At 67.7% G+C, this 24,538-nt stretch carries 26 protein-coding genes; 10 read left to right on the top strand and 16 right to left on the bottom strand.

Going from position 1 to position 24,538, the window contains the following annotated elements:
• Nucleotides 1-32: 32 nt before the first annotated feature.
• Nucleotides 33-560 (top strand): GNAT family N-acetyltransferase, encoded by a 528-nt coding sequence (locus E7V67_016155; protein ID WUR11244.1) that lies wholly within the window; start codon nt 33-35, stop codon nt 558-560.
• Between the two features lie 3 nt (nt 561-563).
• Here E7V67_016155 and rodA read toward each other — a convergent pair whose 3' ends face one another.
• Nucleotides 564-1,676 (bottom strand): rod shape-determining protein RodA, encoded by a 1,113-nt coding sequence (gene rodA, locus E7V67_016150; protein ID WUR11243.1) that lies wholly within the window; start codon nt 1,674-1,676, stop codon nt 564-566.
• A 302-nt stretch (nt 1,677-1,978) separates the two neighbouring features.
• Between rodA and E7V67_016145 the strand changes: the two genes are divergently transcribed.
• A complete protein-coding gene (locus E7V67_016145) occupies nt 1,979-2,413 on the top strand; it encodes a hypothetical protein (GenBank protein WUR11242.1) in 435 nt (144 codons plus the stop codon).
• A gap of 6 nt (nt 2,414-2,419) precedes the next feature.
• On the opposite strand, the gene E7V67_016140 is transcribed toward E7V67_016145, so the two are convergent.
• Complete coding sequence (locus E7V67_016140; GenBank protein WUR11241.1) at nt 2,420-3,178, bottom strand: hypothetical protein; 759 nt, start codon at nt 3,176-3,178, stop codon at nt 2,420-2,422.
• Nucleotides 3,179-3,316: 138 nt separating this feature from the next.
• On the opposite strand from E7V67_016140, the gene E7V67_016135 reads away from it, so the two are divergent.
• Both E7V67_016135 and E7V67_016130 read left to right on the top strand, forming a co-directional pair.
• Entirely contained in the window at nt 3,317-6,580 is a 3,264-nt protein-coding gene (locus tag E7V67_016135) for a winged helix-turn-helix domain-containing protein (protein ID WUR11240.1), read from the top strand.
• Between the two features lie 10 nt (nt 6,581-6,590).
• Nucleotides 6,591-6,947 (top strand): hypothetical protein, encoded by a 357-nt coding sequence (locus E7V67_016130; protein WUR11239.1) that lies wholly within the window; start codon nt 6,591-6,593, stop codon nt 6,945-6,947.
• A 6-nt stretch (nt 6,948-6,953) separates the two neighbouring features.
• On the opposite strand, the gene E7V67_016125 is transcribed toward E7V67_016130, so the two are convergent.
• Entirely contained in the window at nt 6,954-7,643 is a 690-nt protein-coding gene (locus E7V67_016125; protein ID WUR11238.1) for a class II glutamine amidotransferase, read from the bottom strand.
• A 238-nt stretch (nt 7,644-7,881) separates the two neighbouring features.
• Here E7V67_016125 and E7V67_016120 point away from each other — a divergent pair, with 238 nt between their 5' ends.
• Nucleotides 7,882-8,703 carry an EAL domain-containing protein gene (locus tag E7V67_016120; protein WUR11237.1) on the top strand — a complete coding sequence of 274 codons (822 nt, stop codon included), beginning with the start codon at nt 7,882-7,884 and terminating at the stop codon, nt 8,701-8,703.
• 127 nt (nt 8,704-8,830) lie between these two features.
• The gene (locus tag E7V67_016115; GenBank protein ID WUR11236.1) at nt 8,831-9,466 is read left to right on the top strand and encodes a DUF882 domain-containing protein; all 636 of its coding nucleotides are present in this window, start codon (nt 8,831-8,833) and stop codon (nt 9,464-9,466) included.
• A gap of 95 nt (nt 9,467-9,561) precedes the next feature.
• Here E7V67_016115 and E7V67_016110 read toward each other — a convergent pair whose 3' ends face one another.
• Nucleotides 9,562-9,747: a DUF3460 family protein gene (locus E7V67_016110; protein WUR11235.1), complete on the bottom strand. Its 186-nt coding sequence runs from the start codon at nt 9,745-9,747 to the stop codon at nt 9,562-9,564.
• A gap of 62 nt (nt 9,748-9,809) precedes the next feature.
• Here E7V67_016110 and E7V67_016105 point away from each other — a divergent pair, with 62 nt between their 5' ends.
• Together E7V67_016105 and E7V67_016100 are read left to right on the top strand one after the other, a co-directional pair.
• Entirely contained in the window at nt 9,810-10,217 is a 408-nt protein-coding gene (locus tag E7V67_016105; GenBank protein ID WUR11234.1) for a hypothetical protein, read from the top strand.
• 213 nt (nt 10,218-10,430) lie between these two features.
• Nucleotides 10,431-12,731, top strand: a complete 2,301-nt coding sequence (locus E7V67_016100; GenBank protein ID WUR11233.1) for an EAL domain-containing protein — start codon at nt 10,431-10,433, stop codon at nt 12,729-12,731.
• Nucleotides 12,732-12,901: 170 nt separating this feature from the next.
• Here E7V67_016100 and E7V67_016095 read toward each other — a convergent pair whose 3' ends face one another.
• The 12 genes from E7V67_016095 to flgB form a co-directional block, all read right to left on the bottom strand.
• Nucleotides 12,902-13,942, bottom strand: coding sequence for a hypothetical protein (locus E7V67_016095; GenBank protein WUR11232.1), 1,041 nt, complete (start codon nt 13,940-13,942; stop codon nt 12,902-12,904).
• Between the two features lie 51 nt (nt 13,943-13,993).
• Nucleotides 13,994-14,890, bottom strand: a complete 897-nt coding sequence (gene flgL, locus E7V67_016090; GenBank protein ID WUR11231.1) for a flagellar hook-associated protein FlgL — start codon at nt 14,888-14,890, stop codon at nt 13,994-13,996.
• Nucleotides 14,891-14,900: 10 nt separating this feature from the next.
• Entirely contained in the window at nt 14,901-16,274 is a 1,374-nt protein-coding gene (gene flgK / locus E7V67_016085) for a flagellar hook-associated protein FlgK (GenBank protein WUR11230.1), read from the bottom strand.
• A gap of 94 nt (nt 16,275-16,368) precedes the next feature.
• Nucleotides 16,369-16,785, bottom strand: coding sequence for a rod-binding protein (locus E7V67_016080; protein ID WUR11229.1), 417 nt, complete (start codon nt 16,783-16,785; stop codon nt 16,369-16,371).
• Nucleotides 16,785-17,906 carry a flagellar basal body P-ring protein FlgI gene (locus E7V67_016075; GenBank protein ID WUR11228.1) on the bottom strand — a complete coding sequence of 374 codons (1,122 nt, stop codon included), beginning with the start codon at nt 17,904-17,906 and terminating at the stop codon, nt 16,785-16,787. Before E7V67_016075 ends, E7V67_016080 begins: the two co-directional genes overlap by 1 nt.
• 7 nt (nt 17,907-17,913) lie before the next feature.
• Nucleotides 17,914-18,576, bottom strand: a complete 663-nt coding sequence (gene flgH, locus E7V67_016070) for a flagellar basal body L-ring protein FlgH (protein ID WUR16299.1) — start codon at nt 18,574-18,576, stop codon at nt 17,914-17,916.
• A gap of 2 nt (nt 18,577-18,578) precedes the next feature.
• Nucleotides 18,579-19,370, bottom strand: coding sequence for a flagellar basal-body rod protein FlgG (gene flgG, locus E7V67_016065; GenBank protein WUR11227.1), 792 nt, complete (start codon nt 19,368-19,370; stop codon nt 18,579-18,581).
• 78 nt (nt 19,371-19,448) lie between these two features.
• Nucleotides 19,449-20,177: a flagellar basal-body rod protein FlgF gene (flgF, locus tag E7V67_016060; protein WUR11226.1), complete on the bottom strand. Its 729-nt coding sequence runs from the start codon at nt 20,175-20,177 to the stop codon at nt 19,449-19,451.
• A gap of 15 nt (nt 20,178-20,192) precedes the next feature.
• Complete coding sequence (locus E7V67_016055; GenBank protein ID WUR11225.1) at nt 20,193-21,383, bottom strand: flagellar hook-basal body complex protein; 1,191 nt, start codon at nt 21,381-21,383, stop codon at nt 20,193-20,195.
• Nucleotides 21,384-21,394: 11 nt separating this feature from the next.
• Complete coding sequence (locus E7V67_016050) at nt 21,395-22,099, bottom strand: flagellar hook capping FlgD N-terminal domain-containing protein (protein ID WUR11224.1); 705 nt, start codon at nt 22,097-22,099, stop codon at nt 21,395-21,397.
• Nucleotides 22,099-22,515, bottom strand: coding sequence for a flagellar basal body rod protein FlgC (gene flgC / locus E7V67_016045; GenBank protein WUR11223.1), 417 nt, complete (start codon nt 22,513-22,515; stop codon nt 22,099-22,101). Before flgC ends, E7V67_016050 begins: the two co-directional genes overlap by 1 nt.
• A gap of 23 nt (nt 22,516-22,538) precedes the next feature.
• Nucleotides 22,539-22,901: a flagellar basal body rod protein FlgB gene (gene flgB, locus E7V67_016040; GenBank protein WUR11222.1), complete on the bottom strand. Its 363-nt coding sequence runs from the start codon at nt 22,899-22,901 to the stop codon at nt 22,539-22,541.
• A gap of 135 nt (nt 22,902-23,036) precedes the next feature.
• Between flgB and flgA the strand changes: the two genes are divergently transcribed.
• The gene (gene flgA / locus E7V67_016035) at nt 23,037-23,747 is read left to right on the top strand and encodes a flagellar basal body P-ring formation chaperone FlgA (protein ID WUR11221.1); all 711 of its coding nucleotides are present in this window, start codon (nt 23,037-23,039) and stop codon (nt 23,745-23,747) included.
• A 164-nt stretch (nt 23,748-23,911) separates the two neighbouring features.
• Nucleotides 23,912-24,538: a PEP-CTERM sorting domain-containing protein gene (locus tag E7V67_016030; GenBank protein ID WUR11220.1), complete on the top strand. Its 627-nt coding sequence runs from the start codon at nt 23,912-23,914 to the stop codon at nt 24,536-24,538.

Below are 24,538 nucleotides of genomic sequence, written 5' to 3'. Positions count from 1 at the left end.
CGCTGCCAGCAGTCATCCGGATTTTTCAGCACATGAGTTTCGACATTCGACCAGCCGTACCGCAAGATGCCGCCGCCGCCTGCGCGGTGCTGCGTCGCTCCATCGAGGAGTGTTGCGGCCTCGACCATCATGGCGATCCCGCCATCCTGGCCGCCTGGCTGGGCAACAAGACACCGAAGATGGTCACGACGTGGTTCGAGTCGCCCACCAATTATCCGCTGGTGGCCGTGCGCGGCGAAACCATCGTCGGCGTCGCCTTGCTGACCGCTGCCGGCAAGCTGGCGCTGTGCTACCTGGAACCGGAGGCCCTGCGCCAGGGAGCCGGCAAGGCCATGCTGGCGCGCATCGAACAGCAGGCGCTGGCGTTGGGCATGAAGACGGTGTTCCTGCACAGTACGGTCACGGCGGAGGGCTTCTTCGCCGGCCGCGGCTATCGGCGCGACGGCCTGCTGCGCGCGCCGTACGGCATCGACACGGTGCTGTTCTGGAAACCGCTGGTGGCGGACGCCAGCGCGCCCGACTCGCAGCGCAAGCGCTTCTGCAATTGCAGCTCGGCCTGAACCTTACCCCAGCCGGCCGCGCTGCAAGGCCAGCGCCTCGCGCCGGATCGCCATCAGCATGCCGCAGCCCAATCCCAGGGTCATCAGGGCCGTGCCGCCATAGCTGATGAAAGGCAGCGGCACGCCCACGACAGGGAAGAGGCCGCTGACCATGCCGATATTGATGAAGGCATAGGTAAACAGGATCATCGTCACGGCGCCGGCCAGCAGGCGCGAGAACGGTGTCGCGGCGCCTGCCGTGATCTGCAGCCCACGCAGGATCAGCAGGAAATACAGCACCAGCAGCACGCAATTGCCGGCCAGGCCAAATTCCTCGGCGAACACGGAAAAGATGAAGTCGGTCGAGCGTTCCGGCACGAAGCCCAGGTGACCCTGGGTGCCCGCCAGCCAGCCCTGGCCGGAAACGCCGCCGGCGCCGATGGCGATGCCGGCCTGCTTGATCTGGAATCCCTTGCCGAGCGGATCGGCTTCCGGATTCAGCAGGGTCATCACGCGGTGGCGCTGGTAGTCGTGCAGTAACGGCCACGACAGCGGAATCGCCATGATGCCGGCAATGGCTAGTCCCAGCAGAGCTCGCCACGACAATCCCGCCAGCACGATCACATAGAATCCTGCCGCCAGCACCAGCAGGGCGGTGCCCAGGTCGGGCTGCTTCATGATCAGGCCGACCGGTATGGCCAGCAGCACGGCCGCCGCGGCAAAGGTCTGCGTGCGCGGCGCGCCGCGGTAGTGGTGGAAGAACCACGCCAGCATCAGCGGCATGGCGATCTTCATGATCTCGGAAGGCTGGAACTCGAAGCCCACGTACAGCCAGCGCGTCGCCCCCTTCTTGTTGACCCCGGCGAACTGCACCGCCAGCAACATCAGCACGCCGATCCCGTAGATGGCCAGCGCGTAGCGCATCAGCTGGCGCGGCGGCACGTTGGCGGCCAGCCACAGGATGCCCAGCGCAATGCCGACATTGCGCAGCTGGGCCGCGAAGCGGCCGGGAAAGTCGGCGGCGGCCGAATACACGGTCAGCAGGCCCGTCGCCAGCAGCAGGGCGATGCACAGCAGCAGCGGCAGGTCCACCGCCACGATCGGGCGCAGCCGCGCCCATGGGCCCGGCGGATTCACTGCAGCGCCTGCAACCAGACGAGGCGCCCGGCGAGCAGGGCCATGCCGGCGGCGGCAATGATGGCCAGGGAGAGCAGGCGGCGCTTGAAGCGGGCGGTGGCGGGATCGGGGGGCATCGGTCGCAACGGGAGTTCGGGCGGACGACATTATACGGCGCCTGTTGCCATAACTGCATGCCGTGGCATGTTACCTCGGCGTTACCTGTTGTTACTTGGCGCCGCCGCCTGGCGGGATTATGGTTGTTGCAGCGAGACGCGCATCGCGCGCGCCGGATTCCATCTCCGACAGGCCCAGGAGCGCACATGTCCCGACAGCCCATGCAGGCGTATCTCATCATGCTGGCCAGTGACGAACGGTTCTGCCTCGGCGTGCGCGCTGTCGCGCCCGCGATGCCGCTGGAGCTGAAGCGGTACGACGAGCGGGACGCGACGGTGCGCTGGGTGTGCGGCACGGACGGCCTGATCCGCCCGCTCGCCGACGCCGGCCTGTGCGTGGAGGTGTGCGGCGTCAGCGGCGGCACGGGGCGGACCTGCCTGGCCACGGTGATGCCGGGCCGGCTGGCGCAGCACTGGTGTCGCGCCGGCGGGGCGATCGTCAACAAGCTGTACCCGAAGCTGGTGCTGGACAACGCGGATGGCCGGCCCGCCGAAGGCAATCCGGTGCGGGTGCGCGCGCTGGACCCCGCCGCCGCCCGGCAATGGCACCTGCACGCCGTCGCGGCTGGCGGCAGCGCTTGAGCCCGCTCAGCCCGGCACACCCAGCCGGGCCAGCACGGCCGAGCAGCACAGCTGCGCCAGCTGCTCCTGCCGTGCGATGGCGGGGCCGGCGCCCACGTCGGCCTGTTCGCTCCAGACGATGTTGCCTTCGCGCACGGCCGTCATCGCCAGCTGGGTGCGCATCACGACGCCGTCGGCGCGCACGCTGCCTTCCACCACGTAGGCTGGCGCCACGCCGTGGTCGGGCAGGACGAAGCCGGGCTTGCCGTCGATCAGGCGGTTGCCCAGGTCGCGGTGCAGCCGGTGGCGCAGCTCCGCCGCCAGGCCGGCGGCAAAGATGCTCGCCTCGCCCTGGTCGCCGGCCACGACCGGCAGCAGCAACACCCTGGCGTGGCCGGGCGCCTCCGCGTGCTGGCGCGTGAGCTCGGGCACGTAGCCGCGCCGGGGCACGCGGATGCGGACGGGATCGCCGCGGCCGTGGCCTGCATAGTAATCGTCCAGGCGCCGGCGCAGGCGGCCGGCCTGGATGCGCACGATCGGGTCCACGTCGGGCCGGTAAGTGCGGGCATCGCGGCGGTAGACGTCGATGCCGACCATCAGCTCCTTGATGGGTTCGTCGGGCCGGTCGAGATGCCGGCTGACGAGGTAATCCAGCAGTTCCGCGCTGCGGTGGGCACGGCCGAACAGGGCGCTGGACAGGATGCGGCCGAGCTGCTCGCGGACCGCTTCCGGGGCGATGTCGTTCGGCTCGAACGGGTTGCAAAAAGTGAGTGACGGGAAGTTCATAGCGCCTCCGAACGATGTTAAGATGACACCAGTTCCGGTGGCTCCGGCAGGTGTGAACGGACTGTAGCCCCGGGCCGGGCATGCTGCCTTCTGAAAACCTTCGGGCGCGTCAAGCGTTTGAATACATTGGGTTTTTCCATGGGAAACGGCGAGCGGTTCCTGGACCGGGGGTTCGACTTCGGCGACTGGCGGGTCGAGCCGGGAAGCAATTCCCTGTATCGCGACGGTCAGCGGCGCCAGCTGGAGCCGCGTGCGATGGAGGTGCTGGCCCTGCTGTGCCGGCATGCCGGCGAGGTGCTGTCCGCCGACACCATCCTGGATACCTGCTGGGGCGGTACCCCGACCGGCGACAATCCGCTGCACAAGATCCTGACCCAGCTGCGCCAGGCGCTGGGCGACTCCGCGACCACGCCCCGCTATATCGAAACCATCCGCAAGCGCGGCTACCGCGCTATTGCGGCCGTGCAGGTCGAGCCACAGCCGCAGCGCTGGACGGGCGCGCCGTTCCGCGGGCTGGACGCGTTCGGTCCGGACGACGCGGCCATCTTCCATGGCCGCCGCCAGGCGACGGAACAGCTGGTCCAGGTGGTGCGCCGCCAGATCGAGGCCGGCTGTGCGCTGGTGGCCGTGCTCGGGCCATCCGGTTCGGGCAAGAGCTCGCTGGTGCAGGCCGGCCTGATCGCCCGGCTGCGCACGGCGCCGCCGCCCGGCATCCTGCTGGCGGACACACTGACGCTCGATTGCGCCGACCTCGGCGCGGTCGGTCCGTTCGACGCCCTGGGCAGCGTGCTGCTCGACGCCGAAGTCGATGGCGCCGGGCTGTTTGCCAATGACAGCGCGGCCAGCCTGGGCGCGCGGCTGCGCGACGACATGGCCGGGGTGGCGGCGCAACTGCAGGCACGCCTGCCAGCAGCCGGCGTGTGCCTGTTCGTCGATCACCTGGAAGCGATCTTCCGCCACGTCGGGGAATGGCAGCGCACCGCCTTCGTCGCGGCGCTGGAAGCGCTGGCGCGCAGCGGCCGGATGCTGGTCGTGCTGGCCTGCCGCAACGATTTCTATCCGGAGCTGATGACCTCCGCCCCGCTGTGCGCGCTGAAGGCACGGGGCGGCCACTTCGACCTGGCGCCGCCCGGACCGGCCGAGATCGCCCAGATCATCCGCCTGCCCGCGCAGGCGGCCGGGCTGCGCTTCGAGACGGACGCGGCCAGCGGCGCCCGGCTCGACGACGTACTGTGCTCCGACGCGGCCGGCAGCGGCGACATGCTGCCGCTGCTGGAATACTGCTTGCACGAGCTGTACCGGCGGCGCGACCAGGACGGCATGCTGACGTTCGCCGTTTACCGCGAGCTGGGCGGCATCGAGGGCGCCATCGGCGCGCGCGCGGAACAGGTCGTGGGTGCGCTGGGCCCGGCCGAAGCGGCGGCGCTGCCGCGCGTGCTGGCCCAGCTCGTCAGTATCGCCGACAACCAACTGGCCGTGACGGCGCGCGCCGTGCCGTGGTCGACGTTGCGCCCCGGGGCCGAACAGGCACTGGTGCAGGCGCTGGTCGATGCGCGCCTGTTCGTCACCGACCTGGCGGCGGACACGGCCACCTACGGCATCGCCCACGAGGCGCTGCTGCGGCGCTGGCCGCGTGCGCTCGAGTGGATCGAGCGCCATCGGCAGGCGCTGCAGGAACTGACCCGCACCGGCGCCCAGGCGGCGCGCTGGCATGGGGCGGGCCGGCCGGCCGACCTGCTGCTGCCGGCCGGCTTGCAGGCGCGCCAGGCCGCCGCGCTGCTGGAATCGACCGAGTTCACCTTGCCGGCGCTGGAGCGTGACTTCGTCCTGGCCTCGCTCGGCCGGGCGCGCCGCGGCGAGCGGCTGCGCCTGCTGGTGGGCGGTGCGCTGGTGCTGTTGGCGTTGCTGGCGATCGGGCTCGGCATCGCGGCCCAGGTGGCGCGCCAGCGTGCCGAGCTGCACCGCGGCGAAGCCGAAACGCTGATGACCTACATGCTGGGCGAATTCGTCGACCGGCTGCGCCCGCTGGGCCGGCTCGACCTGCTCGACAGCGTCAGCACGCGCGCACTGACCTACCTGTCCGACACCGGACACGGCCACGCCAGTTCCGTCGAACTGACCCAGCGCGCCAAGGCATTGCAGCTGATCGCCGAGGTCAAGCTGGCGCGGGCCGACCCGGCCGCCGCGCGCGTCGCGTTGCGGCGCGCGCGTGCGATTTTGCAACAGCAGCGGCGCGAACAGCCGCGCGCGCGCGACGTGCTGGTCAACTACGGCGCCAACGCCTTCCTGCTGGGGCAGCTGCACTTCGATGCCAACGAGCTGGACCAGGCGGCACCGTACTTCCTGGAATACCGCGACGTCAGCGACACCGTGGCCGCGCTGGCACCGCACGACCCGGGCGCCTGGATCGAGCAGTCGTACGCGGCCAATACGCTGGGCACGCTGGCGCTGCAGCAGGGGCGTGCTGCGGCGGCGGCGCGCGAGTTCGCGTTGTCGGTGGACCTGAAGGGCAGGGCCCTGGCGGTGCGGCCCGCCGATGCGCAACTGCGGGCCGACCTGGCCGACAGCCTGTCCTGGCTGGCCACCGCGCGTGAGCGCCTTGGCGAGCTGGCCCAGGCGGCCGCGCTGTACGAGCGACAGGAAGCCCTGCTGCTGGCGCTGCACCGCGCCAAGCCGGGCGACGGCCTGTGGACCCATCGTTATGCCGTCGCCCTGTGGCAGAAGGGCGAGCTGTTGCTGGCGCTGGGACGGGATGCGGCCGCGGCAACGGCGCTGGCACAGGCCGCCGAGCTGTTTGGGCGGCTGGTGGAGCAGGACGCCAGCAACCGCGACTGGCAGGCCGAACGCGCCGCGCTGCTGCTGGGCCAAGCGCGGGTCGCGACGGATACGCGCACGGCGCTGGCGCAACTGCGGCTGGCCGCGCACGAGTTCGACACGCTGGCGGCGCTGGAGCCGCAGAAAGTCCACCTGGCGGGACTGGCGGCGGCCACCCGGGTGGCCGAGGCCGCATTGCAGCGGCGCGCCGGCCGCCTGCGCGAAGCGCGGCAGGCGCTGACGCCGGCGCTGGCCCGGCTCGACCAGCTGCACCAGACCGCCCCGGCGACCGAAAAGCTGCTGGACGCCCTGGTGGACGGCTGGCTGACCCTGGCCGCGCTGCAGCGTGACGAAGGCGACGCGGCCGCGGCCCGCCAGGCCTGCGAGCGCGCCCATGCGCTGCTTGCCCCGGTGGCACAGGATAGCGGCGACTACCGCGTGCTGTCGGCCTGGGTCCTGAGCCAGCATTGCCTGGGCACGCCGGCCAGGGCAAGCGCCGCCGCGTCCAGCCTGGTCCGGATGGGCTACCGGGCTTCGCCGTACCTGCGCGCGCTGCAGGCCGCACCGATTTCCCTCACCTCACCATGAAAGGCCTTACATGACCATCGTGAACACCCATTTCTTCAACGTGCCCGTGCGCGTGTTCGAACTGACCACGCCGACGTACAAGGCGTACTACGACTATCCGGTGATAAACAGCACCTATCCGAAATCGGTCATCGTCTACGAGCTGACCGAGGCGCCGGCCGGGGTGACGTTCGGCAGCGTGGAGGTGACGCCGGCGGGCGCGCCGTTCGTCTCGAGCATCGCGGCGGGCGGCCGGCTGATCATCCTGGCCGACACGGATTCGCAGAGCACGACGGAAAAGACCTACCAGGTGGCCATCACGCTGACGACCCCGACGGGATCGGTGCAGATCGATCCGCAGATCATCAACAGCCCGATCCGGCGCTGAGCCGGCTCAGCCGCGCAGCAGGCCCTGGCCGAACGCCTTCAGTTCGCCCGGGGCGAACGCGGTCCAGCCGGACGTGTCGTCCACCGGCTGGGTGGCCACGATCGCCTTGCCGGCCGCCAGCCGGTAGTGCAGGTTGGTCGAGCAGTGCGCGAACAGCGTGTCGCCGTTGGACAGGAGGAAGTTGAAGGTGCCGTGGGCGGCGATCTCCGCCGCCAGCTCGGCCATCGCCGCGCGCAGCAGCTGCGGCGCCGGCGCGCCGTGCGGGAAGCGCTGCGCCAGCCGCGACAGCAGGTGGCAGAAGGCGGCCTCGCTGTCGGTGTCGCCTTGCGGGCGGTACAGGCCGGCCGGCGGCGCGAATCCCTTCAAGTCGCCGTTATGCGCGAAGCTCCAGGTCTGGTCCCACAGCCGGCGCGCGAACGGATGGCTGTTCTCCAGCGCGATGCGGCCTTGCGTGGCCTTGCGGATGTGCGCCAGGATATTGCGGGCGCGCAGCGGACGGCGGCGGATGCGTGCCGCCAGCGGCGAGTCGATGGCGGCGCGGTGATCGGTAAACAAGCGGCAGCGCTTGCCGCTGTGAAAGGCGATGCCCCAGCCGTCCTTGTGCTCGTCGGTGCGGCCGCCCCGTTCGGCGAACACGTCGAAGAACGGGCCGAGCCCGGCGGGTAGACTGCTGTTCAATCCGAGAAGCTGGCACATGGCGACACCGAATCACGTTAAGGATTTTGTTGAGCTAGGGTAACAATACGCCCGCGCGACTGCCGAGGGAACGAATCTTTTCCAATATGCTTATGTAGCGCAGCAAGGGTGTTGTTGTGCGGCAACTGGCTGGGCCGTTTTATTCGTCCGGCGCATAACAAACGTTGAAACGATTCGTTTTGCGCAGGCTGCGCGGAGCGTACGCTGTGCTCACTCCATCTCCTGGCGAAAGGCAGCAATGCGTTATCCGATCCTGAATCAATATCTGGCCGGGCTCGTTCAACGGGCCGATGCGTCGTCCTCGCTGTGGCTGGACGCGTCGGGGCGGGCCCATGGCCGTTTCTTCAACTGCACCATGACGAGTGTGTTCCAGCCCGTGCGCATCCTCGACAGCGGCTCGCTCGCGGCCTGCGAGGGGCTGGCCCGGGGCGTTTCGGCCGAAGACGAAGGCTTGTCGCTGTGGCGCCTGCTGGAGCACGCGGCCAGCGACGACGAATCCGTCGAACTGGACCGGCTGTGCCGCATGCTGCACGCCATCAATTTCTTCCGGCAGGCGGACAGCGCGCACGTCGACCTGCACCTGAACGTGCACGGCCGCCTGCTGAGCGCCGTCAGCAGCAACCACGGCTTCGCGTTCCGCCGCATCCTGGATGCGCTCGAACTGCCGCTGGCGCGCATCGTGCTGCAATTGCCGGCCACGGTGCCGCAGCAGACCTGGCTGCTGAACTACGTGGCCGACAATTACCGCCGCAACGGGTTCCGCTTCGCCGTCACGGTGGCCAGCGCGCAGGAGGGCATCGCGCTGGTCGAGCGTGTGCGGCCGGCCATCGTCCGCGTCGATGCCCGGTTGGCGCGCGACTGGGAGGCGCTGGCGCGGCTGATCGACGTCGCCGGCGACGCCGGCGGCCGGGTGCTGTTCCACCATGCCGAGCGGCCGGAGGCGCTGACGGCGCTGCATGGTATCGCCGCGCTGGCATCGTGGGTGCCGCTGGTGCAGGGGCATGCGCTGGACCTGCCGCGTGCCGTGCTGCCGGGCGTGGTGGCGCGGGCCGCGGCTTAAGGTCCGCTTAAATTCTGTTGCGGGGCCGGCCACACAGTTAAAGTGATTTCTCAAGTTCGGGCGGCGATCGGCTATAGTGTCGGTCGATTCCGCTGCAAAGCGCGCAGAACCCGTTTTTTGAGACATCATGGCAACACGCAGAACATTCTTACGCAATACGCTGGGCCTGACGGCCGCCAGCTTCATCGGCGCGCCCCTGGTCGGCCTGGCCCCGGCCCGGGCGGCGCAGGACGGCCTGCAGCCACCGCCCGACATCTTCGACGCCCAGGCCCTGGACCTGGAGTTCTGGGTCAAGCCGCGCACCCTGACCGTGACGCGGCCGCAGAGCGGCGAGAAAGCCTCCGTGCTGTACTGGCGCGACGGCGAAATGATCGACTCGGCCTACGAGCAGCTGTGCCACCTGCTGCGCGACGTGAACGGCAAGGAAACGGCGCGGATCGATCCGAAACTATTGGAAACGCTGTGGGGCGCGCAGGCGTTCGTGGCGCGCTACGGCATCGAGAGCCCGGTCGAAATCCTGTCCGGCTACCGCACGCCGGCCTCCAACCAGCGCCTGCGCGAGCAGGGCATCCCGGCCGCGCGCCAGTCGCTGCACATGGAAGGCAAGGCGGCCGACATCCGCATCGCCAACCTGAACGAGGAAGTGCTGGGCGGCCTGGTGAAGAGCTTCCGGCAGGGCGGGGTGGGGTTCTACTACCGCGGCGGGCCGCGCGGCGGGTGGATCCATGCGGATACGGGATTGAAGCGTACCTGGAAGGGTTGAGGTCGGGGTCAGTCCCTTCAGGGACTGACCCCGAAGTTTGCTGGCGGACCGTTAACTTCGGGGTCAGTCCCCTGCGGGGACAGACCCCACTGCGTTCAGCTGTAGTAGTACGGATTGGGCGGCACCGAATCCTGCTTCTGCCGGTCCACCGCATCCAGGTCCAGCCGGTGGTCCCACCAGATCCGCCAGCCGCGGCGCTGGTCTTCTTCCACGTTCGGGTGGTCGTGCTTGTAGCCGTTCAGGAACTGCTCGAATTCCGAGACATATTGCGTCAGCTTCATGATTGCTCCTCCTTCGGTTACACTGCCGGGCTGCCGTCAATCACTTCTTTCCAAGCAAACCCATGCAGGACATCAATGATCAGGACGCCGAGCGTCCGCGCTTCCGGCCCGTTCCCTGGACGGGGCTGGAAACCCCGGCCGACGTCGAGTTGTGGATCGCCGAATACAACCTGGCGCTGCAGGAGCACATCCGGCCCCATGAGACGGGCTACGGCGTGCAGTTCACGCTGGCCGAGGGCGGCGACATCTTCATGCAGACGGTGGACAATGCCATCGTGCTCGATGTTAGCGCCGACGCCGAGTGGGTGGCGCCGCTGATCGTCGCCGTCGCCCGCGTCGAGCCGCCCAAGGGCTCGTTGTGGATCCTGCCGGACGACAAGCTGATCCAGCTGATCATGGGCCTGTCCAGCCTGATCGCCAGCACCACGCTGGTAGTCGGCCACAACTTCGGCCGCCAGCGCCTGCGCTGACTTCACGCTGTCCACATGGGCGCCGCGCGGCGCCTTTCAAGACCCCGATCGCCGTGCGCCAGCGTGGCGCCACGGCGCGCGCCGTGGCGCGAGAATGGCGCCAGGGATTGGCTCGACGACGCCAATCGTGCAGGATAGGCCGGTCGCACGCCCGACAGCGGCGTGCGCATCGGATACCCATACAATTTTCCAGCGAAGTCATTCCAGGGAATTATGGATAACAGGGATCGCGCGGCGGCAAACGAGGTTCTTCCTGTCTCTAACGAAGCCGGGGCCGGCCTGCCCGGGGCTAGCCTGCCCGTCATCGCCGGCTTCGACCACCTGCTCGGACAACATTCGCGCGAGGCGCTGCTGCTGGCGATCGGCGCCGACCCGCTGCCGGGCGCGCCCGGCACCCCGGGCCTGCCGGCCGAGCGCGAGGCGGCGCTGTTCGGCGAACTGCACCTGCTGGCCCCGGTGGGCTGCCTGCTGCTCGATGCCGGCACGACGATCCTCCAGGTCAACCTGGTCGGCGCCGGCCAGCTGGGCATCGACCGCGCCAGCGCCCAGCGATACCGGCTGCGCGGTTTCATCGCGCAACGCTTCCTGGCCGATTTCGACGCCTTCATCGAACGCGCGCGCACCAGCGCCCAGCCGCTGCGCCAGCAACTGCAACTGCAGCCGACGCGCGGCGAGGCCGGCGTGCCCGTGACCCTGGTCGCCAGCGGCGACGGAGTCCACCTGCGCGTCACGCTGGAGAGCGCCGAAGGGCGGCTGGCCGCGCTGGAGAAAAGCGAGGAGCGCTTCCGCCGCATCGTGCAGTCGGCACGCGAAGGCATCTGGGAACTGGATGCGGCGGCGCGCACCACCTTCGTCAACCCGCGCCTGGCGGACATGCTGGGCTACCGCATCGAGGACATGCTGGACCGCCCGCTGGTCAGCTTCATGGACGCGGAAGGGCGCTCGATCCTGGAGCGCAACATCGCCCGGCGCCAGCAGGGCATGCCGGAGCGGCGCGAGTTCAAGTTCATCCGGCGCGACGGCAGCGAGCTGTGGGCGCACCTGGCCACCAGCCCGTTGCTGGACGCGCAGGGCGGCTACCTGGGCGCCCTGGCCCTGGTGTCCGACATCACGCAACACAAGGAGGCGGCCGACCTGGCCTGGCACCAGGCCAACTTCGATGCGCTGACCGGGCTGCCCAACCGCAATATGTTCCAGGAGCGCCTGCGCCACGAGATGCGCAAGGCGCGCCGCGATGGCAGCTACCTGGCGCTGCTGTTCATCGACCTGGACCAGTTCAAGCAGATCAACGACACCTTCGGCCACGCCCAGGGCGACGCGCTGCTGATCGAGGCGACGCGGCGCATCGGCGGCTGCATGCGCGCGTCGGACACGCTGGCGCGCATCGGCGGCGACGAGTTCGTCGCCATCCTGCCGGGGCTGGCGGCCATGCAGGATGCGGAACGGGTGGCGCAGGACGTCATCGCCGTGCTGAACCGGCCGTTCGACCTGTCCGGCCAGCAGGGCCTGATTTCCGGCAGCGTGGGCATCGCGCTGTACCCGTCCGACGCGGCCGATGCCGAGGAACTGCTGCGCCATGCCGACCAGGCGATGTATGCGGCCAAGAACGGCGGGCGCAACCGCTACAGCTACTTCACCCCGGACATGCAGGCGGCCGCGCAGCAACGGCTGCGCCTGGCCAGCGAACTGCGCCGCGCCGCCGCGCAGCAGGAGTTCGAGCTGTACTACCAGCCCATCATCAACCTGCAAAGCGGCGGCATCGAGCGCGCCGAAGCACTGCTGCGCTGGCACCATCCGGAGCGCGGCCTGCTCAACCCGGGCGACTTCATCGCCGGCGCCGAGTCGGCCGGCGTGCTGCAGGACATCGGCGCCTGGGCCTTCCGGCAGGCGGCCGACCAGGTGTTGGCCTGGCAGCGCGAGCTGGGCCGGCCGTTCCAGATCAGCATCAACCGCTCGCCGGCCGAGCTGCGCGGCGACAACCACGGCTGGCGCGCCTACCTGGACAGCCTGCAGCTGCCGCCGCGCAGCATCGTCGTCGACGTGCCGGAAGACCTGCTGGGCGAGGCCGATGGCGCCGCGCTGGAGCAGCTGCGCCAGCTGCGCGCGATGGGCCTGCAGGTGGCGCTGGACGATTTCGGCACCGGCCATTCGGCGCTGGCGCAACTGAAGCAGTTCGACATCGACTACCTGAAGATCGACCGCAGCTTCGTCGCCGGCCTGACGGGGGATTCGGGCGACCTGGCGCTGTGCGAGGCCATCATCGTGCTGGCGCACAAGCTGGGCCTGGAAGTGGTGGCGGAAGGGGTGGAGAACGACGCCCAGCTGGCGCTGCTGCGCGCGGCGGGATGCGACTATGCGCAGGGCTACGGCATCGCGCGGCCGGCGCCGGCCGGGCAACTGCTGGCGCTGGCCCGCTCGGGGGTGCGGCCGGCGTTGACGGCCGATGGCGGGGTGGGGATGAATGCGGGGGCGCGGGCCGGGGCGGGGGCGGTGGCGAGTGCCGCCGCGCCGTGACGGATGAGTCAAGCCGGCGTTTGCGGGCTTGGGGTCTGTCCCTGAAAGGGACTGACCCCGGTTTTTTTCCGCAGCCGACGAGTTGCCAGAAGAGATCTCCGGACACGCATCCGCCTACGATAGAAACCGGGGTCAGTCCCCATGCGGGGACAGACCCCAAGCCTGATACGTCAGCGCAGCGTCAGCAGCGACACCACCCGCTCGCGATTGATGCCCACCAGCGCGGACGTCAGCGCCTGCAGCGACTGGTAGCCCGGCTCCTTGGCAATCGTGGCGAACTTGTCGGCGATGTCCTCCACGCCGGCCGTCTCGATTTCCGGCATGCTGCTTTCGGCGCGGGCCTGCGCCGTGGCCAGCTCCTGGCGCACCTTGGACAGCGCCGCCTCCACGTGCGACAGCGCCTGCATGACCTGGTGCAGCGTCTCGCGCATCTGCTCGATATCGCCCGTGCCCCAGTTTTCCGGCATCACGAGCGGCGCTTCCTCCTCCACCTTCAGCCGGTTCAGCTGGCCGGTGGGGAAGCGGATGCCGCTGCCCTGCACGGCAAAGGCGTCGCGCACGGCCGGGAAGTTGGCTTCGTCGGTGGAGAACACCAGTTCGCCGTTCTGGCCCATCGAGACGCGCACGCCGGCCGGCGCCAGCGCCTGGTCGAAGCGGCCGACGATCTCGTTGTCCGACAGCCCCGGCGACAGGTGCACCGAGCGCAGACCCTGCGTGCCGCCGCCCAGCGAGACGGCCAGCGTCTCGCGCGCGCCGTTGCGCAGGTTGGCCAGGTTCATGCCGCGCACCGAGAAGCGCTGGCTGGCCGGCTCGCCTTTCGTGAAATTGAGCCGGCCGTCCAGCGAGCCCCCGGTCGCCTCGCGGCGCGAGCGCCAGGAGTCGCTGAACTGGCGCACCTGCTGCTCGACCTGGCCGTCGCGCATCTGGCGCGCCGCCAGCTTGGCCGACAGGTCGCTCTTCAGCGCGCGCAGCTGGGCCGCGCTCTGCTCGAGGAAGTCCACCGCCTGCTGGGCCGTGGAGATGTCGTTCTGAAGGGGCTGGTCCCAGTTGCTCAGGCCGCGCCGCAGCGGGGCCGGAGCAGGGGCGCCGTTGAGCGGCGCCGCGTCCCGGGCAGCGCCCGCGTTCGCCACACCGGCCTGGTCCAGCGCGGATGCTGAGCCGGCGGAGTCCGTGGCGATGCCGGAGGAACTGGAGCGCTGTATGATTTGCATAGCGTATACAGTACGAGAATAACTACATTGTTAGAAAGCGGATCATATTGTTCAGAGTACGTTGAACAGCGACAGATTGCTGATCTTGGAGTACGACTGATAGCTGGCCTGTAGAGCCATATTGTAGCCCGCCAGCTCGGTCGATGCGACACCGTAATCGAGCTGTCCGAGGTCCCTCATCGCCGTCTTGTTGGACAGGCTGACGTTGGCGTGGTTGCCGTCCAGCGTGGTCAGCACGTTCTGTGCGCCGCCGAACTTGGCGATCTTCGCGGCCAGGGCTTCCTGCGCCGATTCCACGCTGGCCATCGTGTTGCTGAGCACACTCTTGAGCGGATCGTGCGACGAGTCCGTGGTCGTGTTGCGCAGCGCCTCGATGGCGGTATTCAGGTCGTTCAGCACCGTTTCCACGCCGGACACGTCGACGTTGACGGTCTGCGTGATACCGTTGCCGACCACCACCTTCTGCTCGCCGGTATTGCCGGCGAAGCTGTAGGCGGTGCCGTCGAACTCGATCGGCTTGGTCGTCACCGCCGTGCCGGCGAAGATGTACTTGCCTTCCTGGTCACGCGTGTTGGCGTTGTACAGGATCGAGTCGCGCAGCGCTTCCAGGCTGCCGACCATCGACTTCAGGTCGTCCGGCGTGTTGCTGCCGTCGGCGGCCCAGACCAGCAGGTCGTGCGCGGCGTGCAGGTCGCCGACCATGCCCGACATGTAGCTTTCGTTCTTGGTCAGGCGGATCTTGACCGACGCGATGTTCTCGCGGTACTGGCCGACGATCGATTCCTCGCGCGTCAGGCGCGAGATGCGCACGTTCGTCACGGGATCGTCCGACGGCACGAGGATGGTGCGGCCGGTGGACATCTGCTGCGAGATGCGCGACGCCATCGTCTGGTTCAGCTCCAGCGAGCGGCCCAGCGTGGCCTGGTATTGGGTGGTTGCGATACGCATGGTGTGCTCCTTAGCCGAACATGGACAGCGTGGAATCGAACAGCTGGTTCGCCACCGCCAGTACCTTCATATTGGCCTGGTACATATTCTGGAACTCGACGAGGTTCATGGCTTCCTCGTCCCGGTTGACGCCGCTGGTGGAGGCCCAGTCGTCCTCGGCCTGGCGGCGGATCGTCGTCGCGGTGTTCAGCAGCGACTGGTTCTGCTGGCTGTCGATGGCCAGCTTGCCCACCATCTGCGTGTCGGCGTCGCCGATCGTCACGCTGCCGACCGAGGTCAGCGTGATGGCCTGCTGCTTGATCGCGACCAGGGCCTGCAGGTTGGTGCTGTCGCCGGGTGGCAAGCCGGCCCCGGCGAATGCCAGGTCCGTCGCGGCGAAACCGCTCGGCACCGACAGGATGCCGCCGGCGCCGCCGCCGCCCAGCGCGAACAGGGGCTGGCCAGGGTTGCCGGCCGGATCGCTGCCGCCGGCCAGGGTCGTGTTGACGGCCGTGGCCAGCTGCTCGGCCATCTCCTTGATGGACGTTTGCAGCGGCAGCAGCGTGTTGCGTTCGAAGTTGCCCAGGCCGCCCAGCTGGCCACCCATGCGGCTGTCGTCCACCGCATAGTTGGTGCCGGCAAACGAGGCCTGCAGCACGGGGCTGCCGCTGGTCGAGTCGATCACCAGCGAACCGGCCAGCTTGCCGACCACCAGCGGCTGGCCCGTCTTCAGCGACACGGTGCGCGAGCCGTCCGGCTGTTCCAGCACCTCGATCGCGGCCAGCTGCGACAGCTGGTCGATGGCGACGTCGCGCTCGTCGATCAGGCCGGACGTATTGGTGCCCTGGGCGCCGGCGGCGATGATGCGCTCGTTCAGCGAGGCGATGTTCTTCGTCAGCGTGTTGAACTTCGGCAGCACCGAGTCGCGCTGCTGCTGCACCGAGATCTGCTGGTTGCGCGTGACGGCATAGATGCTGTTGAAGCTCTCCGCCATGGCATTGGCGGCCGTGACGACCTGGCCGCGCAGCGGGCCGGACATCGGGTCCTCGCCGACCGCGTTCAGTGCCTTGAAGAAGTTGTCGACGCCGTTGGACAGGCTGGACTGGTCGTCGCCCATCACCTGTTCCAGCTGGGTCAGGTAAGGCTGGACCTGGGTGCGCTGGCCCAGCTCGGCGTTGGCACGCCACAGCTGCTGGCTCTTGTACGAGTCCGAGAAGCGGATCATCGCGCTCAGCTTGACGCCGGAGCCGGCGCCCTGGGTGCCGATGCCGGCCGTGATGGCCGTCAGCAGCACGCCCTGGCGGGTGTAGCCTTTGGTCTGCAGGTTGGCGATGTTCTGGCTGGAGGCATTCAGTGAAGCCTGGGCAGCGGACGCGCCGGACAGTGCGTTGTTAAGAATGGTCATGGCGGAAAGGTTCCTGGTATCGGCCGTGCGGGCCGGGGAGTTCGTTCCCCGCCAGCACCGTTACTTGTTAAAGGCGACCGCGCCCTGCGTTACATTAAGCCTGCGGCTTATTTTTCGCGTCGACAATTTGCGTTGTCTTAAGGGTAACGTCGGAGGTGGTCAGGGCAGGGCCGCGGGGCGCGGCCGGCGCCGGCATCAGCTGGCGCAGGATGGCGTCGGCGACGCCGAACGCGCGTTGGCCGGCCAGCTGGTCGGCCACCAGGCCGTCCGCCATGTCCAGCATGTCGCTGTTGATCGAGTTCTTGTAGACGCTGTCCTCGGCCGACAGCTCCTTGGTCGAGTTGCGCATCTGTTTCAGCATGTGGCCGATGAAGAAGCTCTCGAACTTGACGGCGGCCTGTTCCGCTTTCTTGCGGTAGGCCGCGTCGTCCGCCGGCGCGATGGCCGGCGCGGACGTGTCCTCCGCCGCATGCGCGGCGGGCAGGCTTGCTGCGTGCAGGCGGGTATCCATCAGATCACCACCAGTTCGCCTTCGATGGCGCCGGCCTGGTCGAGGGCCTGCAGGATCGCCATGATGTCGTCCGGGGTCGCGCCCAGGCTGTTGACGACGTCGATGATGGCCTGCAGCTTGGCGCCGGCCGGCCACTTGAACATCTGGCCCGAGCCCTGGTCCACGCTGACGTTGGAGTTCGGCGTGACGGCGGTGCGGCCGCCCGACAGCGGGCCCGGCTGGCTGACCTTCGAGCTTTCCGAGATGACCACCTTGAGCGAGCCGTGCGTGACGGCCGCGGCCTTGACACGCAGGCCTTCGGCGATGACGACGGTGCCGGTGCGCGAGTTGAACACGACCTTCGGGTTTTCCTGGCCCTGCTCGATGGTCAGGCTTTCCAGCTTGGCCATGAAGGCCACGCGCTGGGTCGGGTTTTCCGGCGCGATCACGGCGATGCTGGTGGCATCGTCCGTGCTGGCCACGTTGCCGAACTTCTTGTTGATCGAGTCGACGATATTGGTGGCCGTCTCGAACGACGGGCGCTTCAGCGACAGGCGCACGGTCGAATTGGTCGAGAAATCGGTGGCGATCTCGCGCTCGATCATGGCGCCGTTCGGGATGCGGCCCGTGGTCGGGGTGTTGACGGTGACGGAGGAGCCGCTCTTGCCGGCCGCCGCCAGGCCACCGACGACCACGTTGCCCTGCGCCAGCGCATAGGTTTCGTTGTCGGCCGCGCGCAGCGGCGTCAGCAGCAGCGAACCGCCGCGCAGGCTTTTCGCATCGCCCAGCGAGGAGACGGTGACGTCGATCGGCTGGCCGCGGCGGTAGCCGGGCGGGAACACGGCCGACACCATCACGGCCGCCACGTTCTTGCTTTTCGCGTCGGCGCCGTCCGGCATCTTGACGCCGAACTGCTTCAGCATGTTGACGACGGACTGGCTGGCGAACTTCACCTGGGTCGAGTCGCCCGAGCCGTTCAGGCCGACGACGATGCCGTAGCCGACCAGCGGGTTTTCCCGCACGCCTTCGATCGAGACGAGGTTGCGCAGCACCTGGGCGGCCTGGGCGGGCAGGGCGGACAGCAGCAGCGAGGAGCCGACCAGGGTGGCGGCGACGAGTTGTTTGACAGCACGGTGGTTCATCTGCACCTCAGAACGGCATCAATGGGCCGAGGAAGAAGCGGGACAGCCAGCCCGGCTGCTGAGTATCGGCCAGGGTGCCTTGCGCCGAATAGGCGATGCGGGCATTGGCGATGCGTTGCGAGGACACCTGGTTGTTGGCGTCGATGTCGGCGGCGCGCAGGTAGCCGCGCAGGCGCACGAATTCCTCGCCGTGGTTCAGGGTCAGGCCTTTTTCGCCGGCGACCTTCAACAGGCCGTTCGGCATCACTTCCTGCACGATCACGGTGATCGCGCCGGACAGGGCATTCTGCTGCGTGGCGGTGGCGTCGCCCTGGAACGAGTGGTTCGAGTTCAGCTCGACACCCGCTTTCGGGAACGTCTTGCCCAGCAGGGAAGGGGCGGCCACGCCCACGCCGGAATCCTTGCCCAGCTTGGTGCCGGCCGATTTCGACGCCTGCGTGGTTTCCTGCAGGATGACGGTGACCAGGTCGCCGACGCGGAAGGCGCGGCTGTCCGAGGTCAGCGACAGGCCGGCGTCGGCCGAGAACACGCCGCCGGACACGCCGCGTGGCGCGCTGGAGCGGGCCACGGCGGGCGGTTCGTCGAAGGGGCCGGGGCGGACGGCGGCCGGCTGGATGGTGGCGCAACCGGCCAGCAACAACGCGGCCATTGCGCTCAGTTGCGCTTTCATCATTATCGTGCTGCCTGTGCGAGATATTGCAGCATATTGTCTGCTGCGGACAGAACCTTCGTATTCATTTCATAGGTGCGCTGGGCGGCGATCATGTCGACCATCTCCTCGACCACCTGGACGTTGGAGGCTTCCAACGCGCCCTGTTTCAGCTTGCCGAACTGGGCGTCGCCGGGGCGGCCTTCGGTCGGCGCGCCGGAGGCGGCGGTTTCCTGGAACAGGTTCTCGCCCAGCGCCTGCAGGCCGGCCGGGTTGATGAACGAGGTCAGGGTCAGCTGGCCCACCTGCTGCGGCGCGGCATTGCCCGGCATCGTCACCGACACGGTGCCGTTCTCGGCGATCGTGACGGAGGTGGCATTGGCCGGCACGGTGATCTGCGGCACCAGGGGCAGGCCCTGGGCGTTGATCAGCACGCCGTTGGCGTCCAGGCCCAGCTGGCCGGCGCGGGTGTAGCCCGCCTCGCCGTTCGGGCGCTGCACTTGCAGGAAGCCGTTGCCGCTGATCATCACGTCGAACTGGTTGCTGGTGATCTGCGCGTTACCCGTCGAGAACACTTTCTGCGTGCCGACGATATGGGTACCGTTACCCAGCTGCACGCCGGTCGGCGCCAGCGTGTTGTTGTCGGCGCGCTGCGCGCCCGGCTGGCCTTCGACCGAGTAGAACAGGTCTTCGAAGACCACGCGGTCCTTCTTGAAGCCGACCGTGTTGGCGTTGGCGAGGTTGTTGGCGATGGCCTGCAGCTTGGCATCTTGTGCCTGCACGCCGGTCTTGCTGATCCACATTGCTGGATTCATCGGATACTCCTGTAGTGTGTTGCGCTTGGGACTGTTACGGCATTCTCTCCGGCAACTTTAATGTTGCCGGAAGTGCCATCAGCCGCCGATCAGGCGGTTGCCGGCCTGGGTCATGTCGTCCGCGGCCTTGAACAGTTTCATCTGGACTTCGAAGGTGCGAGTCAGGCTCATCGTGGCCACCATCTCTTCGACGGCGGACACGTTGCTCCCTTCCAGATGACCGGCGCGCACCTGCACCGTGTTATCCGTGGGCAGGGTGGCACCGTCGCGTGCGACGATCAGGCCTGCCTCGTTCTTGGTCAGCTCGGAGCCTTCGGCCTTGACGAGCTTGAGTTTGTCGATCACCTGCATCTCGCCCTTGCCACCCGGGCTCTGGATCGACACGGTACCGTCCTGGCCGATCTCGATGCGGGCGTTCTGCGGCAGGGTGATGGGGCCGCCTTCGCCCAGCAGCTGCATGCCGTTGACGGTCATCGTGCCGTCCGCGTCCAGCGTGATGTTGCCGGCGCGGGTGTAGGCTTCGCCCGTCGGGCCCTGCACGGCGAACATGCCCTGGCCGGAGATCGCCACGTCCAGTTCGCGGCCGGTCGGGCGCAGCGTGCCCTGCTTGGTCGAGATGGCGTTGGCCTGCATCTGCGACATGTGGCGGTCGTCGTAGCCATAGCCCTGGGCGGCTTGCGCCGTGGCCAGTTCCAGGTTGGCGCGAAAGCCCGCCGTGTCGGCGTTCGCCAGGTTGTTGGCGTGCACCTGCTGGCCCCGCAGGGCCCGCTCGGCGCCGCTCATCGCGGTGTAGATCAGTGCATCCATTTACGCTCGCTCCGCTTACAGGGCCTGCATCAGCGATTGCAGCATCTGGTTCTCGGTCGTGATGACCTTCGAGTTCGCCTGGTAGTTGCGCTGCGAACCCATCAAGCCGACCAGTTCCGACGTGATGTCCACGTTCGAGCCTTCCAGCGTGGCGATGGCCAGGCTGCCGGCCGGACCCGAACCCGGGTCGCTCAGGCTCTTCGTGCCCACGTCGCCGCCGGCCGTCCAGCTGGTGTCGTTGACCGGGGTCAGGGCGTCGTCGTTGGAGAACGTGGCCAGCTTGATCTGGGCCACGGCCTGCGCTTCGCCGTTCGAGTACTTGGCGATCACCTTGCCGTCGGAACCCAGTTCGACGCCGATGTACTTGCCGGTGGCGTAGCCGTCGGCGATATTGGTCGACGTGGTCGCTTCGCCGGCCTGGAACGTGGTGCCGGTGTAGTCCACGGTGATCTCGACGTCGGCCGCGGTGGCGTCGGCGAACGAGACGTCCATCGTCGGCGGGCTGTTGATCAGCTTGCCGCTGGTGTCGAACTGCAGGGTCGTGGTGCCGCCGGTCGGGGCGACGCCATCCACCATCGTCACGACCGAGATGTCGCGGGTGGCGTCGTCGGCACGACGGAAGTACTGGCTGACCGTGTGGGCCTTGCCCAGGCTGTCGAACGCCACGGTGACCTTGGTCATGTTGTAGGTGGCCGGGTCGGCCGCGTCGAACGGCAGCGCCGGCGCCTTCCAGTCGGCCGACATATTGGCGGCGAAGTCGATTTCCGTCGTGGCCTTGGCGGCCAGGTCGCCGGCCGGCACCTTGATGTCGCCGAACTTGCCTTCGCTGGCTTCGCCCGGGGTCAGCTGGTTGCCCTGCACACGGCGGCCGGCGCTGTCGACCAGGAAGTCGTCGCCGCCCTTGGTGAAGATGCCGACGCGGCTGTAGACTTCCTGGCCCGTCGAGGTCTTGCTGATGAAGAAGCCGCGGCCGTCGATGGAAGCGTCCATCGCGCGGCCCGTGTTCAGGATGCCGCCCGTCAGGCTGATGTTCTGCGTGGTCGAGCCGATCTGGGTACCGGTCGGCTGGCTGCCGGCGTACATCGACGAGAAGTTGGCGCGCTGGGCCTTGTAGCCGTAGGTGCCCGCGTTGGCGATGTTGTTGGAAATGCTGTTGAGCTGCTCGTTGATGGCCTGGATGCCGGACAGTGCGATATTGAAACTCATGACGGAGGTCCTTACAGAGTGGTGTTGGCAGCGCCGGCAGCGGCGACAGCGGTTTGGGGTTTACCGTTGAAAGCGGTAACGTTGCTCGGTGCCACTTCGCCGACGTTGGCGATGTTCAGCACAATGCTGCCGTTCGAGCCCAGGCGCACGCTGTTCAGGCGACCGGCGATATCGACCGGTGGTTGCTCGCCCGAGCTGGTGACGACCTTCATCTTGTAGGAACCGGCCGGCAGACCCATTGCCGTCGGATCGATCGAGAATGGCACGCTGCCTTGCGACAACGGGCCGAGTGCCAGTTCGTGGTCCTGGCCACCCGCGTCCGTCAGCACCAGCGTGGTTTTGCTGCTGTTGTTGGACAGCGTCACGGCGCCGTTGACCTTGTGGCCGTCCAGCTTGACGCTGTCGACGTTGGCCATCACTTCCGAGCCGACCTGGCCGCCCATCGCCAGCACTTGCATGCTTTGCAGCACGCTGGCGTTGGCACTGGTCAGCGATGCCAGGTTCTGCATCGCTTCCGTCTGCGACAGCTGGGTCAGCTGCTGGACGAATTGCGACGGGTCGGACGGCTCCAGCGGATCCTGGTTCTGGATCTGCGCCACCAGCAGCTTGGTGAACATTTCCTTGCTGTCGCTGGCGGCATTGGCCGCGGGTGCGCCGGTGCTGGCGCCGGTGCCGGCACCGATGCCGGCCGCGTTCGTGAACAGATTCGTTTCCATTACATTTCACCCAGTTTCAGGAGGGATTGCTGCATGGTCCGGATGCGGCCCAGCACTTCGACATTGGTTTCAAAGGCGCGCGAGGCGGACATCATGTCCGTCATCTCGGCCACCTGGTTGACGTTGGGGTAGAACACCATGCCCTCGGCGTTGGCCAGGGGATTGTCCGGCTCGTACACCTTGCGCAGCGGCTCGGCGCTCTCGACGACGTCCAGCACCTGGACCTTGCCGCCAGCGGCCGCGTTCGGGCCTTCGTTCATCACGGCCGCGAACACGGGCTTGCGGGCGCGGTAGGTGTCGTTCTCGTTGCCGGACACGGAATCGGCATTGGCCAGGTTCGACGCCACGGTATTGAGGCGCACGGTCTGCGCCGCCATGGCCGAGCCGGCGATCTGGGAGATGTCCTTGAAGCTCATCGTATAACTCCGCTAAAGGTTGGTCACTGGCCGTTGATGGCCTTGGCCAGACCTTTCAGCTTCATATTGATGAAGGTGAGACTGGTCTGGAAGTCGGTCGCGTTCTGCGAGAACGCCGCCTGCTCGACGCCGATCTCGACGGTGTTGCCGTCGGTGGTCGGGTGGAACGGCACGCGGTACAGCGGGTCGCTGTCGGACATCAGGGACAGGCCGCCTTCCTTGCCGGCCTGCAGTTGCGCCATCGACGCCGAGAAGTCCATGTCCTGGGCCTGGTAGCCCGGGGTGTTCTCGTTGGCGATGTTGGACGCCAGGATGCGCGTGCGCTCCGAGCGCAGGTGCAGTGCGTCGGCGTGCACGCCGGTCGCTTCCTTGAAATTGATTCCCATACTGTTTCTCCCCTTCAATGAGCCGCCTACATGGCGGAACAGCCCATGTAAAATGGCTACGGCCTTGGCGCGCGGCGAATGTTATGTTGCATCAAACGTTTCGCCCGTCCTGACTTCAGTTTAAAGGTATTGCCCATGTTCAACAAACGAATTTTACCCCGGTTTCTCACTCTGTTGCTCATCGGAACGACTAAAGTTTCGTGGTCCGCCCCTGTGGCCCCGGACAAGCTTGTCGCCCAGGTGCAACAGGCGGCGCAACAAGAATTAAAGCGGCATGCCGAACTGTCCAACTGGAGCGAACCGCAGTTCGACGTCGAGGTTGTCCGGAATACCAGGCCGATCGGGCCCTGCAACGCGGCCCCCAGAGTGGAGGCGGCCGATGTGCGCAGCCCGGCGCGGATGCGCTTCGTGGCAATCTGTCCAGATGCCGGCGGCTGGCGATACGATTTCGTCACGCGCGCGAAGATCTCGGCTCGTGTTGTCGTTGCAGCAAATGACTTGTCAAGTGGTAAAACCGTATCGGCGGAAGATGTGTTGCTGGAGCGCCACGATATCACCGGCACGCCGGATGCGTTCTCGGACATTGCGGCCGTGCAGGAGCTGGCGACGCGCCGGACGATCCGCGCCGGCGACGTGATCCGGGCCAATATGCTCGTGGCACCGACCCTGGTGAAGCGGGGCGAGCCGGTGCGCATCGTCGCCAAGCGCGACCAGATCGAAGTCAGCATGGGTGGCGAGGCGCTCGACACGGGCGCGCGCGGCGCCACGATCCGTGTCAAGAACGCCAGCGGGGTGACGATCCGCGCCCGCGTGACGGAACTGGGCCAGGTCGAGCCGGTGGACTGACGGCAAGCCTTGATAATCGGAAATTCTGTCGAAAAATCAGACACTTGGAAGATAGTCAACGGGTGCGCGGGTTGGCCGTGTAACGGTCGCGTGGACTGCTAAGTTGAGATGGCGGAGCTCAGGCCCCGTGATATTTCTCAACCAGCAACCCACAGGAGTGACCGATGAAAACGCTCGTACAACGCTTTACGGCCGGTCTGGCCGCCACTTTAGCTTCCCTGGTCCTGGCCGCCAGCGCCCATGCCGCGATCGGCGGCGCGGATGCGGCCGATGCCACGCTGGATGACCAGCCGGCGGACGCCTTTGCTTTTGCCGACGACTGGAATCCCCACTCCGGCCCGAACGGCGACACCAGCGGATTCGGCAATGCCTTCGACGCCCACGGCAGCGGCGCCTGGCAATTGCTCGACCGCGCCGACCATTGGGACGGTTTCGACAACACGGGCCAGCTCAACTTCGCGCTGACGGAAACGTCCGCGACGACAGGTCTGTGGACCGTCACCAATACCAGCAGCACGACGATCATCACGCTGGACCTGGTCATGGCCATCGGCGCCGGCAACGCGGCCGGCGCCTGGCTGTTCGATGACCAGACGATCCTGCCCGGCGAGACGCTGGACGGCACCTGGCAGATCCAGTGGCTGAACGGCGGCGGCAGCGTGCCGGCGTTTTCCAACGTGACGATGTTCGGCCGCGACATCGTGCTGACGCCGATTCCGGAGCCGGGCGCGTACGCGATGTTGATGGCGGGCCTGGGTTTATTGGCGTTACGGCGCCGCGGCAAGAGCTGA

The sequence above is a fragment of the [Empedobacter] haloabium genome (genome assembly GCA_008011715.2).
Classification (GTDB): Bacteria; Pseudomonadota; Gammaproteobacteria; order Burkholderiales; family Burkholderiaceae_D; genus Rugamonas; species Rugamonas haloabia.
Note: the sequence above shows the minus strand (reverse complement) of the source record. Positions and strands in the feature narration are given on the sequence as shown.

Bases quoted from the DNA above. Each gene is read 5' to 3' on its own strand.
- E7V67_016155 (WUR11244.1), top strand. From the start codon at position 33: ATGAGTTTCGACATTCGACCAGCCGTACCGCAAGATGCCGCCGCCGCC.
- E7V67_016145 (WUR11242.1), top strand. From the start codon at position 1,979: ATGTCCCGACAGCCCATGCAGGCGTATCTCATCATGCTGGCCAGTGAC.
- E7V67_016140 (WUR11241.1), bottom strand. From the start codon at position 3,178: ATGAACTTCCCGTCACTCACTTTTTGCAACCCGTTCGAGCCGAACGAC.
- E7V67_016135 (WUR11240.1), top strand. From the start codon at position 3,317: ATGGGAAACGGCGAGCGGTTCCTGGACCGGGGGTTCGACTTCGGCGAC.
- E7V67_016130 (WUR11239.1), top strand. From the start codon at position 6,591: ATGACCATCGTGAACACCCATTTCTTCAACGTGCCCGTGCGCGTGTTC.
- E7V67_016125 (WUR11238.1), bottom strand. From the start codon at position 7,643: ATGTGCCAGCTTCTCGGATTGAACAGCAGTCTACCCGCCGGGCTCGGC.
- E7V67_016120 (WUR11237.1), top strand. From the start codon at position 7,882: ATGCGTTATCCGATCCTGAATCAATATCTGGCCGGGCTCGTTCAACGG.
- E7V67_016115 (WUR11236.1), top strand. From the start codon at position 8,831: ATGGCAACACGCAGAACATTCTTACGCAATACGCTGGGCCTGACGGCC.
- E7V67_016110 (WUR11235.1), bottom strand. From the start codon at position 9,747: ATGAAGCTGACGCAATATGTCTCGGAATTCGAGCAGTTCCTGAACGGC.
- E7V67_016105 (WUR11234.1), top strand. From the start codon at position 9,810: ATGCAGGACATCAATGATCAGGACGCCGAGCGTCCGCGCTTCCGGCCC.
- E7V67_016100 (WUR11233.1), top strand. From the start codon at position 10,431: ATGGATAACAGGGATCGCGCGGCGGCAAACGAGGTTCTTCCTGTCTCT.
- E7V67_016095 (WUR11232.1), bottom strand. From the start codon at position 13,942: ATGCAAATCATACAGCGCTCCAGTTCCTCCGGCATCGCCACGGACTCC.
- flgL (WUR11231.1), bottom strand. From the start codon at position 14,890: ATGCGTATCGCAACCACCCAATACCAGGCCACGCTGGGCCGCTCGCTG.
- flgK (WUR11230.1), bottom strand. From the start codon at position 16,274: ATGACCATTCTTAACAACGCACTGTCCGGCGCGTCCGCTGCCCAGGCT.
- E7V67_016080 (WUR11229.1), bottom strand. From the start codon at position 16,785: ATGGATACCCGCCTGCACGCAGCAAGCCTGCCCGCCGCGCATGCGGCG.
- E7V67_016075 (WUR11228.1), bottom strand. From the start codon at position 17,906: ATGAACCACCGTGCTGTCAAACAACTCGTCGCCGCCACCCTGGTCGGC.
- flgH (WUR16299.1), bottom strand. From the start codon at position 18,576: ATGAAAGCGCAACTGAGCGCAATGGCCGCGTTGTTGCTGGCCGGTTGC.
- flgG (WUR11227.1), bottom strand. From the start codon at position 19,370: ATGAATCCAGCAATGTGGATCAGCAAGACCGGCGTGCAGGCACAAGAT.
- flgF (WUR11226.1), bottom strand. From the start codon at position 20,177: ATGGATGCACTGATCTACACCGCGATGAGCGGCGCCGAGCGGGCCCTG.
- E7V67_016055 (WUR11225.1), bottom strand. From the start codon at position 21,383: ATGAGTTTCAATATCGCACTGTCCGGCATCCAGGCCATCAACGAGCAG.
- E7V67_016050 (WUR11224.1), bottom strand. From the start codon at position 22,099: ATGGAAACGAATCTGTTCACGAACGCGGCCGGCATCGGTGCCGGCACC.
- flgC (WUR11223.1), bottom strand. From the start codon at position 22,515: ATGAGCTTCAAGGACATCTCCCAGATCGCCGGCTCGGCCATGGCGGCG.
- flgB (WUR11222.1), bottom strand. From the start codon at position 22,901: ATGGGAATCAATTTCAAGGAAGCGACCGGCGTGCACGCCGACGCACTG.
- flgA (WUR11221.1), top strand. From the start codon at position 23,037: ATGTTCAACAAACGAATTTTACCCCGGTTTCTCACTCTGTTGCTCATC.
- E7V67_016030 (WUR11220.1), top strand. From the start codon at position 23,912: ATGAAAACGCTCGTACAACGCTTTACGGCCGGTCTGGCCGCCACTTTA.